This window comes from Streptomyces sp. SID5464, from assembly GCF_009862985.1.
GTDB classification, from domain to species: domain Bacteria; phylum Actinomycetota; class Actinomycetes; order Streptomycetales; family Streptomycetaceae; genus Streptomyces; species Streptomyces chartreusis_D.
Map to the genome: position 1 here is coordinate 51491 of NZ_WWIQ01000006.1, position 11475 is coordinate 62965.

12 protein-coding genes and 1 riboswitch are annotated in these 11475 nt (G+C 72.1%); of the genes, 5 read left to right on the plus strand and 7 right to left on the minus strand.

What is annotated here, in order from left to right; all coding sequences use genetic code 11:
* Nucleotides 1-2: 2 nt before the first annotated feature.
* Nucleotides 3-476: an Asp23/Gls24 family envelope stress response protein gene (locus tag GTY47_RS06235; RefSeq protein WP_010037783.1), complete on the minus strand. Its 474-nt coding sequence runs from the start codon at nucleotides 474-476 to the stop codon at nucleotides 3-5.
* Nucleotides 477-563: 87 nt separating this feature from the next.
* On the opposite strand from GTY47_RS06235, the gene GTY47_RS06240 reads away from it, so the two are divergent.
* On the plus strand, nucleotides 564-1280 hold the full coding sequence (locus GTY47_RS06240) for a hypothetical protein (protein ID WP_010037785.1): 717 nt from the start codon (nucleotides 564-566) through the stop codon (nucleotides 1278-1280).
* 65 nt (nucleotides 1281-1345) lie between these two features.
* Here GTY47_RS06240 and GTY47_RS06245 read toward each other — a convergent pair whose 3' ends face one another.
* From GTY47_RS06245 to GTY47_RS06255, 3 genes are all read right to left on the minus strand, one after another.
* The gene (locus GTY47_RS06245) at nucleotides 1346-2149 is read right to left on the minus strand and encodes an enoyl-CoA hydratase/isomerase family protein (protein ID WP_010037787.1); all 804 of its coding nucleotides are present in this window, start codon (nucleotides 2147-2149) and stop codon (nucleotides 1346-1348) included.
* Between the two features lie 108 nt (nucleotides 2150-2257).
* The gene (locus tag GTY47_RS06250) at nucleotides 2258-2476 is read right to left on the minus strand and encodes a helix-turn-helix domain-containing protein (protein ID WP_010037790.1); all 219 of its coding nucleotides are present in this window, start codon (nucleotides 2474-2476) and stop codon (nucleotides 2258-2260) included.
* Between the two features lie 334 nt (nucleotides 2477-2810).
* Nucleotides 2811-4409, minus strand: coding sequence for an ABC-F family ATP-binding cassette domain-containing protein (locus GTY47_RS06255; RefSeq protein ID WP_010037792.1), 1599 nt, complete (start codon nucleotides 4407-4409; stop codon nucleotides 2811-2813).
* 200 nt (nucleotides 4410-4609) lie between these two features.
* Between GTY47_RS06255 and GTY47_RS06260 the strand changes: the two genes are divergently transcribed.
* A complete protein-coding gene (locus tag GTY47_RS06260) occupies nucleotides 4610-5023 on the plus strand; it encodes a VOC family protein (RefSeq protein ID WP_010037794.1) in 414 nt (137 codons plus the stop codon).
* A gap of 16 nt (nucleotides 5024-5039) precedes the next feature.
* Here the strand turns inward: GTY47_RS06260 and GTY47_RS06265 are convergent, their stop codons facing one another.
* The 3 genes from GTY47_RS06265 to GTY47_RS06275 form a co-directional block, all read right to left on the minus strand.
* Nucleotides 5040-6365 carry a hypothetical protein gene (locus GTY47_RS06265; RefSeq protein ID WP_086012490.1) on the minus strand — a complete coding sequence of 442 codons (1326 nt, stop codon included), beginning with the start codon at nucleotides 6363-6365 and terminating at the stop codon, nucleotides 5040-5042.
* A gap of 297 nt (nucleotides 6366-6662) precedes the next feature.
* Complete coding sequence (locus tag GTY47_RS06270; protein WP_010037797.1) at nucleotides 6663-7790, minus strand: alpha/beta fold hydrolase; 1128 nt, start codon at nucleotides 7788-7790, stop codon at nucleotides 6663-6665.
* An 83-nt stretch (nucleotides 7791-7873) separates the two neighbouring features.
* Nucleotides 7874-8605: a class II aldolase/adducin family protein gene (locus tag GTY47_RS06275; RefSeq protein ID WP_029181025.1), complete on the minus strand. Its 732-nt coding sequence runs from the start codon at nucleotides 8603-8605 to the stop codon at nucleotides 7874-7876.
* A gap of 196 nt (nucleotides 8606-8801) precedes the next feature.
* On the opposite strand from GTY47_RS06275, the gene GTY47_RS06280 reads away from it, so the two are divergent.
* The 3 genes from GTY47_RS06280 to GTY47_RS06290 all read left to right on the plus strand — a co-directional run bounded on the left by GTY47_RS06280 (nucleotide 8802) and on the right by GTY47_RS06290 (nucleotide 11205).
* Nucleotides 8802-9554: a lysozyme gene (locus GTY47_RS06280; protein WP_010037801.1), complete on the plus strand. Its 753-nt coding sequence runs from the start codon at nucleotides 8802-8804 to the stop codon at nucleotides 9552-9554.
* 144 nt (nucleotides 9555-9698) lie between these two features.
* The gene (locus GTY47_RS06285; RefSeq protein WP_010037802.1) at nucleotides 9699-10949 is read left to right on the plus strand and encodes an inorganic phosphate transporter; all 1251 of its coding nucleotides are present in this window, start codon (nucleotides 9699-9701) and stop codon (nucleotides 10947-10949) included.
* Nucleotides 10950-10983: 34 nt separating this feature from the next.
* Nucleotides 10984-11205 (plus strand): hypothetical protein, encoded by a 222-nt coding sequence (locus tag GTY47_RS06290; RefSeq protein ID WP_010037803.1) that lies wholly within the window; start codon nucleotides 10984-10986, stop codon nucleotides 11203-11205.
* Nucleotides 11206-11393: 188 nt separating this feature from the next.
* Nucleotides 11394-11467: riboswitch (cobalamin riboswitch) on the plus strand.
* Nucleotides 11468-11475 lie beyond the last annotated feature (8 nt).

An 11475-nucleotide genomic window follows, 5' to 3' on the forward strand; every position in this document is an offset into this window, starting at 1 on the left:
CCTCACTGGATCCGGCGCTCCGGTTCCTCTTCCTCCTCGTCCGGCAGCTTCACGTCGCTCACCGCGATGTTGACCTCGACGACCTCAAGGCCCGTCATCCGCTCGACGGCGGTGATGACGTTCTCCCGTACGTCCCGGGCCACATCGGCGATCGCCACGCCGTAGACGACCACGATCTCCAGGTCGAGGGCGGCCTGCACCTCGCCGACCTCGGCCTTCACACCGCGCGTCACCGACTTCGCGCCGCCGGGCACGCGGTCGCGCACGGCTCCGAAGGTGCGCGACAGGCCGCTGCCCATGGCGTGCACGCCGTCCACGTCGCGTGCGGCGAGTCCGGCGATCTTCTCCACGACGCCGTCGGCGATGGTCGTCCGCCCGCGGGATCCGGGGTCTCCCCCGCCGCGCTTGGCCAGCGGACTCCTGCGCGCCGCCGACGTTTCGGTCTCCCCGCCCCGGTTCTCGGTCATGTCAGTCATCGCCGTACGTCCTTTTCGGTCGTCGTCCTTCGACCACCGTAAGCACGGTTGCGTGGATACGCGCCTCTGATACGGCAGGCTGGAGGAATGACGGCCGACCGGTGGACGCAGGCAGTGAGACATCAGCTGGGCCTCGGCAGGCTCCTGCCGCTGGGTGACGCGCGGGACGGCGCGTGGATCGCCGAGCGGGCGGCCGAGGCGGTGCTACGGCACGCGGCGGGGGACGCTCCGGGTGTGCGCCTCGACGCGCTCCGTGTCGCGCTCGCCGATCCGGCGGACACCGGGAGCCCGGCCGTGCCGGCCCCGCCGAGCGGTCTGCCGCCCGGACCGCTGCGGGTGACGGCTCAGTTCGCCGCCACGGCCTCGCAGCCGCTCCCGACGACGGCGTCCCTGCTGCGGGCGACGCTGGCGACGGCCGCGACGCAGCGGCTCGGTCTGACGGTGACGGAGGTGGATCTGCGCGTGACCGGCCTGCTGGACGAGGAGACGGAACCGCCCGGGCCCGCCGCGCCGCTCCCCGAGCCGCCGCCCGCCGCGCAGGCCGGGGGCGACGACGAGGGTCGCGTCGCCGCCGCCGCGCTGAAGGTCCCGGGCGTGCTCCGGCTGACCGGCGCGCTGGGCCACCCCGTGCACATCGAGGAGCTCCCGGGGGACGCCGCGCTGGCGCACCGTCACATCCGGATCGAACTCGCGGTGCGCGAGGACCACCGGGCCCGGGACGTGGCGCGAGGCGTCCGCACAGCAGTGCGGACGTCACTGGCGGACCACCCGACGGTGGCGGTCCTGGTGAGCGGGATCGGCTGAGGGGCGGCAGCGGGGCATCGCGCAGCCGGCGGCAACTCCCCTGGCCATCCCCTGATCCGGCCGGTTCAGTCCCCGACGCCGGCGAGGTCCCGCAGGCGTCGGGCCTGGGCCTGGCGTTCCGCGCCGCGCTGGTCCTCGTAGGTGCGGTCCTGCGCGCCGCGCAGCAGTGCCTTGGTCTCGATGACCGCGTCGCGGGGCGCGGCGAGCACGGCCGATGCGAGGTCGCGGACCGTGTCGTCGAGTTGGCCGACGGGCACGGCCACATTGGCCAGCCCGGTGTTCACGGCCTCCTCGGCCGTGACGAAGCGCCCGGTCACGCAGATCTCCAGCGCGCGGGCGTATCCGACGAGTCCCACCAGCGGGTGCGTGCCCGTCAGGTCGGGCACGAGTCCGAGGCTGGTCTCGCGCATGGCGAACTGCACGTCGTCCGCGACGACGCGCAGATCGCAGGCGAGGGCGAGCTGGAAGCCCGCCCCGATGGCATGCCCCTGGACGGCGGCGACGGAGACGATGTCGCTGCGCCGCCACCAGGTGAACGCCTCCTGGTACTCGGCGATGGTCGCGTCCAGCTCGGCGTCGCTGCCACGCGCGAGGTCGATGAACGACGGTTCCCCGTCGAAGCCCTCGGGCGTGAACGCCTGCCGGTCGAGACCGGCCGAGAAGGACTTGCCCTCGGCCCGCAGCACCACGACGCGGACGGAGCCCGGCAGCTGCCGCCCGGCCTCGGTCAGCGCCCGCCACAGAGCGGGGCTCTGCGCGTTGCGCTTGGCCGGGTTGGTCAGCGTCACCGTGGCGATCGCGTCGTCGACGGTGAGCCGTACGCCGTCCTTGTCGAGTACGGGAACGAGGTCCTTGTCGGGCGAAGCCATGGGACGCCTCCGATGTGTGCGGTCAGCTAAGTGACTGCACAGTAACCACCCGGCCGATCAGCCGACCGACCGGGTGGCCACCATCGAAGCCGAGGGGCCACCCGGGGATCAGGCCGTGGCCTTCTTGCCCCGCGTCGCCCCGCCACGCCCTCGCAGCGTGACGCCCGACTCACTGAGCATGCGGTGCACGAAGCCATACGAGCGGCCGGTCTCCTCGGCCAACGCCCGGATGCTCGCACCGGCGTCGTACTTCTTCTTCAGGTCTGCCGCGAGCTTGTCGCGCGCGGCGCCGGTCACCCGGCTGCCCTTCTTCAGAGTCTCGGCCACCCGTGCCTCCTCATGGGAAGTGCGCTCTGGTCTCCTCATGATCACCCCTCCGGGCCTTGATGGCCACCCATTCGGCAAGGTCCGTGAGACAAGGTTGTGACGACGGGAGCGCGTCCCCACAAACGGAATACGGAATTCCGAAGTGTGGCGTCCGTACGGCCGAACGGATTCCCCCGGGAAACGCCAGGTCAGAAAGGCGTCGCGGCCGAGCCCGGAAGAATCGGGGCTCGGCCGCGAAATCGATGTAGGACACACCTCGGTACGAGGAGATCTCACACAGATGATGGATCACCGCTAGGCCGAATGATCCATACGCCGTTGATCACGTATTCGATCAAGCCAGGGCGACGAGATCCGCGTAGTCGGCGCCCCACAGGTCCTCGACGCCGTCCGGCAGCAGGATGATCCGCTCCGGCTGGAGCGCCTCGACGGCGCCCTCGTCGTGCGTGACGAGGACGACCGCGCCCTTGTACGTGCGCAGCGCGCCGAGGATCTCCTCGCGGCTGGCCGGGTCGAGGTTGTTGGTCGGCTCGTCGAGGAGCAACACGTTCGCCGAGGAGACCACCAGGGTGGCGAGCGCCAGGCGGGTCTTCTCGCCGCCGGAGAGGACACCGGCCGGCTTGTCGACGTCGTCACCGGAGAACAGGAACGAGCCGAGCACCTTGCGGACCTCGACGAGGTCCATGTCGGGCGCGGCGGAGCGCATGTTCTCCAGGACCGTGCGGTCGGGGTCGAGGGTCTCGTGCTCCTGCGCGTAGTAGCCGAGCTTCAGGCCGTGGCCGGGGACCACGGCACCCGTGTCGGGCTGCTCGACGCCGCCCAGCAGCCGCAGCAGGGTCGTCTTGCCTGCGCCGTTGAGGCCCAGGATGACGACACGGCTGCCCTTGTCGATGGCCAGGTCGACGTCGGTGAAGATCTCCAGCGAGCCGTACGACTTCGACAGGCCCTCGGCCATCAGCGGGGTCTTGCCGCAGGGGGCGGGCTCCGGGAAGCGCAGCTTGGCGACCTTGTCGGACTGGCGTACCGCCTCCAGGCCGGACAGCAGCTTGTCCGCGCGGCGGGCCATGTTCTGCGCGGCGACCGTCTTGGTGGCCTTGGCGCGCATCTTGTCGGCCTGCGAATGGAGCGCGGCGGCCTTCTTCTCGGCGTTGGCGCGCTCGCGCTTGCGCCGCTTCTCGTCGGCCTCGCGCTGCTGCTGGTAGAGCTTCCAGCCCATGTTGTAGATGTCGATCTGGGCACGGTTGGCGTCCAGGTAGAACACCTTGTTGACGACCGTCTCGACCAGGTCGACGTCGTGGGAGATCACGATGAAGCCGCCGCGGTAGGTCTTGAGGTAGTCGCGCAGCCAGATGATCGAGTCGGCGTCGAGGTGGTTGGTCGGCTCGTCGAGCAGCAGCGTGTCCGCGTCGGAGAACAGGATCCGGGCCAGCTCGATGCGGCGGCGCTGACCGCCGGAGAGCGTGTGCAGGGGCTGGCCGAGCACCCGGTCGGGCAGGTTCAGCGCGGCGGCGATGGTGGCGGCCTCGGCCTCGGCGGCGTACCCGCCCTTGGTGAGGAACTCCGTCTCCTGGCGCTCGTACTGCTTGAGGGCCTTCTCGCGGGTGGCGCCCTTGCCGCTGGCGATGCGCTGTTCGTTGTCGCGCATCTTGCGGATCAGCACGTCCAGGCCACGTGCGGAGAGGATGCGGTCGCGGGCGAGGATGTCGAGGTCGCCGGTGCGGGGGTCCTGCGGGAGGTAGCCGACCTCGCCGGAGCGGGTGATGGTGCCGCCGGCGGGCACGCCCTCGCCCGCGAGGCACTTGGTGAGGGTGGTCTTCCCCGCGCCGTTGCGGCCGACGAGGCCGATGCGGTCGCCCTTGGCGACGCGGAAGGTGGCGTTTTCGATGAGGACACGGGCACCGGCGCGCAGCTCGATACCGGAGGCGGAGATCACGGACAGACTCCAGGGCGGATACGGGGGCGGGATGGGCGGCTGAGGACGTTCCCGCCGTCTAATGCGCGAGGAGAAAGGCCATGGGGGACAGTCTAACGGGGCGGTGCAACCACTTTTTCTGCGTGCGGGTGTTCGGTTGGTCTCGCCGGGTCGGTGTCAGTGGTGGGTGCCAGACTGGGCAGCAGAAGGGAGTGGTCGGTATGGCAGACACGTCCGGCGGGCGTCCGAGCATCTACCCGACGCTGCTGTACGCCGACGCGAAGGCGGCGATCCGGCAGCTCACGGGGGCCTTCGGCTTCACGGAGCTGTCGGTGTTCGAGGGCGAGGACGGCGCGGTGATGCACGCCGAGCTGGTGCAGGGCAACGGCGCGGTGATGATCGGCAGCAAGGGCACGGGCAGCGTCTTCGACAAGGCGATGAAGGACGCGGGCACGACCGGGGTGTACGTCGTCGTGGACGACGTGGACGCGCACCACCGCCGCGCCGTGGACCACGGCGCGGAGATCCTGATGCCCCCGACGGACCAGGACTACGGCTCACGGGACTACATGGCCCGGGACCTCGAGGGCAATGTGTGGAGCTTCGGGACGTACGCGCCGGAGACGGCCGGGTGACGGCCCGGCCGGGTCCCTAGCTGCCGCCGGTGTGCACCTGGAAGGCGGCCCGGCGTACGGCCTTGGCCAGGGCCGGGTCGGGATGCGCCGCGGCGAGGGCGACCAGGACCTGCACGGTCCGCGGGTGGCCCACGGCGCGCACCTCGTCCAGCAGCATCGGGATGGTCGGCTGCACGGCGGACTCCAGGTGGCGGACGAGCAGCGGGGCCTCACCGTGGTCGGCGACGGCGGCTGCGGTGTCCACCCACAGCCAGGTCGCCTCCTCCCGGGTGAGGACCTCGTGGGCGTCCTCCGGGTCGGCCCCGTCGTGCTCGGCCAGCCACAGCAGCGCGTACGGCCTCAGCGTCGGCTCGTCCAGCACGGCGCGGACGTCCGGCTCCGCCGGGGCGCCGACCACGCGCAGCGCCTCGAAGGCGAGGCCGCGCAGCAGGGCGTCCTCCCCGCGGGCGGCGCCGAGGAGTTCGGTGACGGCGCTGCCGACGGGGCGGGCGGCGAGCCAGGCGCGGTACTCGGCGCGGGCCGCGTTCGGGCGCAGCTGGGCGCAGCCGCGGAGCATGTCCTCGGCGGCCTGCTCGATGTTCCCGGCGGGGCTCTGCGCGGCGACGCAGATCTGCTCCAGCTTGACCCAGACGGCCCAGCTGCCGAGCGGGGTGAGCGTGGCCTGGCCGTCGCCGTAGGTGAGGGCGCCGACGGAGGCGAGGGCGCGCAGGGCCCAGTCGAGGAGCGGGGCGAGCGGGGCGTCGGTGGGCTCCGGGTCGGCCGGCGGCTCGGGCTGCGGGCCGTAGGGGATCTCGCAGCGTGCGGTGCGCAGCTCGGTGACGCGCTGCTCCAGGAGATCGAGGAGCTGCTCCACGGGGACGGGGCCGGCGGACAGCTGGAGGAAGGACAGCGCCTGCGGCATGGCCGAGACGACCTCGGCGACGGCGGCGGGCTCGTGATCCTCGGGTTCCGGATAGGCGAGCGACCAGGCGTCGAAGAGGGCGACCCAGCCGCGCAGGACGGCACTGTCGTCGCGGTCCCAGGCGCGCAGCCGCCAGCCGGGGCGGGCGCTGTCGCCGTGCACCTCGACGAGACCGGCGAGCCGGGCGGTGTCCCAGTCGGCTCTGACCTGATCCGGGGTCAGGCCCAGCTCGCGGGCGGCCCGTTCGGCGGTCGCTGCGGAGAGGGTGGCCTTGCCGTCGGCGGTGGCACTGCCCCGGCCGGGGCCCAGCTCGGTGTCGGCCCAGCGGGCGACGCGGGCCGCGTCGGCCAGACCTGAGCGTGCCATTCTGGCCAGCTCCGCCGGGGCCGGGGTGCCCTCCGGGGGCCGCGGTGCGGGTCGGCGCGAGCGCCGCTGGTTCATCGCTTGGGGGGCGGCGGCCAGGGGTCGCGGGCGGACGAGTCGAAGCCTGGAGTCGCGCGGGATACGGGACGTCACGGGGGCAGTCTTCCGGTTGACGGTCCGAAAACCCAAACGGAATGTCACGGCGGGCGACGGGGATGGCCAACGCACGGGGTCCCGCGAGCGGTCGAGGGCCGCAAACAGGCCAGTGGTACGACGCTAAACGGAATCATCACGACCGGTCGGTGGGGAACGGGTCGGAACGTGGTTGCGACGGGGCGAAGGGGGCGTGAACGGGGGGTGCGTGACGTGTAGGGGTCACATGAGAGGGGTCAGGAAGCGGCGCAGGGCCTCCTCGTAGCCTTGCGGGTCGGCGTTCCACATCGCTCCGTGGGGCGCGTTGCCGACGGTGCGGAAGGCGACGAGGTCGGGGCGCGCGCCGGCGAGCCGGCGGGAGAGCTGCCAGGGGGCCACCGTGTCGTCCGGTCCGTGGAGGACGAGCGACGGGACCCGGAGCCCGGCGGCGAGGGCCGCGCCCGGGACGCGGTCGCCGTAGAGGCCGGTGCGGCCCTGTGCGGCGCGGACCGCCAGGGGCAGCAGCACGCCCGGGGTGCGGCGGGCCGCGGCGAGGGCGCGCAGGGTGGCCTCCCAGCTGAGCACCGGGGAGTCCAGGACGAGCCCGGAGACGCGGTCGCTCAGTTCCGAGTGCGCGGCGGCGCGCAGGGCCATGGTGGCGCCGGTGGACCAGCCGTGCAGGACGACCTGCCGGGCGCCGTGGCGCACGGCGTACCGGATCGCCGCGTCGAGGTCGCGCCACTCGGTCTCGCCGAGGTGGCTCAGGCCGTCGGGCGGGCGGGGCGCGCCCAGGTCGCCACGGTAGGCGAGGGCGAGCACCGGGAAGTGGTTGCTGTGCAGGAACCCCAAGACGTTCATGGCGAGTTCCCGGGTGGTGCCGAGGCCGTGCACGGCGATCACCCAGGTGTCCCGGGCGCCGGGGACGAACCACGCGGGCAGGGCGCCGAGTTCGCCGGGTATGTCGACGTCGTCGTGTTCGATGCCGAGGGCGGCGCTCGGGTTGCCGACGTACACGTTCGGGGTGAGCCAGGCCTTGTCGCCGGGTTTCAGGGTGCCGTGGGTGACCCGCTCCAGGCGGCGTACGACGGTGTCGGCGGGATGCGGGGTGTCGGCCAGGACGGGGCCGACGACCGCGTGGGAGCCGTTGCCGGACAGGCCGTAGCGGCCGGGCCGCAGGGCGGCCAGGTCGCGGGTGAGGCTGATCTGCCCCGCGGCGGTGCCGTGCACGGTGAGCCGGGGTTCGGTGGGCAGGGGCCGGCCGGGAGGCGCCTTGAGCGCGGCGTCACTGGCGAACCGTCCGGCGGCCACGGCGGCAGCTCCGGCTCCGATCAGGGCGGTGACGGCAGCGGCCGTCGCTCTGGCGGTGCGCACGACTCCAGTGTCCCGGCCGACCCGGCGACGGACCAGTGGGAGGCAGCGGCGGGGTGACGGGGGCGGGCGGCCGGGGCGGATGGTCAGCGCTGCTGGCCGTAGCCCCGTAGCTGTTTCTCCACCTCCGCCAGTTGCTCGCCCGACAGCAGGCTCGGGGACAGGCCCGGCACCGATGTGGCGGTCAGCCACAGGCGGCACATCCATTCCAGCTGGGCGGTGCGGTCGTAGGCCTGGTCCAGGGAGGCGCCATGGGTGACGGTGCCGTGGTTCTGGAGGAGGCAGCCGGAGCGGCCGTCGAGGGCGCGGAGCATGTTTTCGGCCAACTCGTCGGTGCCGTACGTGGCATACGGGGCGACCCGGATGGGCCCGCCGAGCGCGGCGGCCATGTAGTGGATCAGCGGCAGCTCGCTCACGAGCGTCGAGACGGCCGTCGCGTGCACGGCGTGGGTGTGGACGACGGCACGGGCGCCGGTCGTGCGGTAGACCGCGAGGTGCATGGGCAGCTCGCTGGTCGGGACGAGCGTGCCGAGGACCTGCCGGCCGTCGAGCCCGACGCCGGTCACGTCGTCCGGCCCGAGCCGGTCGTAGGGGACGCCCGAAGGCGTGACCAGGACGGTGTCCCCGACGCGCACCGAGACGTTCCCGGACGTGCCGACGACGAGGCCGTCGGAGACGGTCCGGCGGGCCGTCGTGACGAGTTCCTCCCAGGCGCGCGCCTCCTCGGGGCGCACCCCCCTCCGCCGCGACTCCCCCGCATCCTGCCCGATGCCCCGGACGTCTCCCGTGCCCCGCCCGTCACCTCGCTGCTCAGCCATGCGGCGATCCTGCCAGGCGATCCCCCAACGCGCCGCCGGGCGGGGGCACTTTAGGCCGGACGCCGCGCCTCCGTAAGGGCACATACCCGCATATGTGCCCCAGAGTTCTCTCTTGGCTGGAGATCTTCGGATATCCAATGATCTTCCAATACCCTCTGGGGGATTTGCCGTGCACGTCGCCATTCCGGGGGGAATCATGGCCCGTGACCGCACACCGTCCCGACGCCGCGGCCGGTGGCTCGCCGTGTACGCGGCGGCACTCGTGATGGGAGGCACCGCCCTCGCCGAGGCTCCCGCCTCGGGGGCGAGCCGTCCCAAGGGACACGACGTCTCGTCGCACCAGAAGGACATCGACTGGCACGACGCGAAGGCGAAGGGCGCCAGGTTCGTCTACGTCAAGGCGACGGAGTCCACCAGCTACCGCAACCCCTACTTCGGCCGGCAGTACGACGGATCGCGCACGGCGGGTCTCGTCCGCGGCGCCTACCACTTCGCGATACCCGACCGGTCGTCGGGCCAGGCGCAGGCGGCGCATTTCGTACGCAATGGCGGCGGCTGGACCGCCGACGGCTGGACGCTGCCGCCCGCGCTCGACATCGAGTACAACCCGTACGACAAGAAGCACAAGTGCTACGGCCTGAGCAAGGCGAGGATGGTCGGCTGGATCAGGTCGTTCAGCGACGAGGTCGAGCGGCTCACCGGCCGCCGTCCGGTGATCTACACGACCACCCACTGGTGGAACACCTGCACGGGCAGCAGCCGCGCCTTCGCCGCCGACCACCCCTTGTGGATCGCCCGTTACAACGCCGCGAGCGCGGGTACCCTGCCGGCCGGCTGGTCCTCGTGGACCTTCTGGCAGTACGACAACGACTCCGGGAGCCTTCCGGGGGATCAGAACCTCTTCGACGGATCACTCCATCGACTGAAACAGTTCGCGCGCGGCGCCTAACCCCTGGGGCGCGGGGAGCCTGGCAGCGGGGCGGAACACCACCCCTCGCATGCGGACACCCCTGCGCCCCTCCCAGTTCATCTTCCGTTCACTCGGGTTACCTACGTTCGACGGGCCAACGACCTCGAACGATTGCCTGGGTAAATGGAAAGCTTCTCGCTGATCCTCGCGATTGTGGTGGTAACCGCACTCGCGTTCGATTTCACGAACGGTTTCCACGACACCGCGAACGCGATGGCCACGACCATTTCCACGGGCGCCATGAGGCCCAAGGTCGCCGTCGCCATGTCCGCCGTCCTCAACCTGGTCGGCGCCTTCCTGTCCGTGGAAGTCGCCAACACGATCTCCAAAGGCCTCGTCGACGAGGCCGGCATCCGTCCCGAGGTCATCTTCGCCGCCCTGGTCGGCGCGATCCTCTGGAACCTGCTGACCTGGCTGGTCGGCCTGCCGTCCAGCTCCTCGCACGCCCTGATGGGCGGCCTGATCGGCGCCACGATCGCCTCGGCGGGCGTCGGCGCGGTGCACGGTGACGTCCTGGTCACCAAGGTGCTGATCCCGGCGATCGCCGCCCCGGTGGTCGCGGGCATCGCGGCACTGCTCGCCACACGGCTGACGTACTCCCTCGGCAGGAAGGCCGACGGCAAGGCCTCCGAGAAGGGCTACCGGGCCGGCCAGATCGCCTCCGCGGGCCTGGTCTCGCTGGCCCACGGCACCAACGACGCCCAGAAGACGATGGGTGTCATCACCCTCGCCCTGGTCGCCGGCGGTGCCGTCGCCCCCGACTCCGACCCGCCCATGTGGGTCATCCTCTCGGCGGGTCTCGCCATCGCTCTCGGCACGTACCTGGGTGGCTGGCGCATCATTCGCACCATGGGCAAGGGCCTGACCGACCTCCAGCCGCAGCAGGGCTTCGCCGCCCAGACCAGCGCGGCCACGGTCATCCTGGCCTCCTCGCACATCGGTTTCTCCCTCTCCACCACCCACTCCGTGTCCGGCTCGGTGATGGGCGCGGGGCTCGGCCGCAAGGGCGGTGTCGTCCGCTGGTCGACGGCGACGCGGATGTTCGTCGCGTGGGGTCTGACCCTGCCGGCGGCGGCCCTGGTGGGCGCGCTCGCCGAGTACGTCACCGGCTTCGGCAGCTGGGGCACCGCGGTGGTGGCCGTCTTCCTCGTCGCCTCCAGTGCGGCGATCTGGAAGATCTCGCGGCGTGAGGTCGTCGACCACACCAACGTCAACGACGCCGACGAGGCGGAGCCGGCCGGTGTGGTGACCACGGCGATGGCCGCGGTGACGCCGCCGCCCGCGGGTGGCCCGGCCACGGACGTGCCGAGCGCCACGATCCCGGCGCCGGCCCCGGCCGACCGCGAGCCCTCCACCACGACCACCCCGGTCTGATCCCGCCCACTCGGTTACAAGGAGAACCTCTGCCATGAAGATCGACTGGGCGGCCCTCGGCTCCGTCTTCGGCGTCAGCCTCGTGGTCACCGTGGCCCTGGTGGGCCTGTTCACCCTCGGCATCACCGGCCTGTCCCGCCGCGAGCGGGCGGCCGCGGAGGGCGGGTCCGCGGGGCTCGCGGTGACGGGTGCGTACGCGTGCTTCGCAGCGTGTGCGGCGGCCGTGGGATACGGCATCTATCTGATCGTGGCCTGATCGCGATCGACTCCGCCGGGCGGTACGGGACTTGGGTCCCGTACCGCCCGGTGCCGTGTTGGCGGGGGTGACCAACTCGGCGCCACAGCGGCGGTGTGGGCTTCTCCACACTCTCCCCTCGCAGGTCAACGGCAAGTTGACGGCTGAACCCGGCCGTGGTGGACTGCCGGGGCCAGTACGGCGGCAGGAGAGGAAGCCGGTGCGAGTCCGGCGCGGTCCCGCCACTGTCACCGGGGTAGCAATCCCCGGGAGCCAGGAACTCTCACCGCC

Coding starts and splice junctions, on each gene's coding strand:
- GTY47_RS06235 (WP_010037783.1), bottom strand. CDS start 476: ATGACTGACATGACCGAGAACCGGGGCGGGGAGACCGAAACGTCGGCG.
- GTY47_RS06240 (WP_010037785.1), top strand. CDS start 564: ATGACGGCCGACCGGTGGACGCAGGCAGTGAGACATCAGCTGGGCCTC.
- GTY47_RS06245 (WP_010037787.1), bottom strand. CDS start 2,149: ATGGCTTCGCCCGACAAGGACCTCGTTCCCGTACTCGACAAGGACGGC.
- GTY47_RS06260 (WP_010037794.1), top strand. CDS start 4,610: ATGGCAGACACGTCCGGCGGGCGTCCGAGCATCTACCCGACGCTGCTG.
- GTY47_RS06265 (WP_086012490.1), bottom strand. CDS start 6,365: ATGAACCAGCGGCGCTCGCGCCGACCCGCACCGCGGCCCCCGGAGGGC.
- GTY47_RS06275 (WP_029181025.1), bottom strand. CDS start 8,605: ATGGCTGAGCAGCGAGGTGACGGGCGGGGCACGGGAGACGTCCGGGGC.
- GTY47_RS06280 (WP_010037801.1), top strand. CDS start 8,802: ATGGCCCGTGACCGCACACCGTCCCGACGCCGCGGCCGGTGGCTCGCC.
- GTY47_RS06285 (WP_010037802.1), top strand. CDS start 9,699: ATGGAAAGCTTCTCGCTGATCCTCGCGATTGTGGTGGTAACCGCACTC.
- GTY47_RS06290 (WP_010037803.1), top strand. CDS start 10,984: ATGAAGATCGACTGGGCGGCCCTCGGCTCCGTCTTCGGCGTCAGCCTC.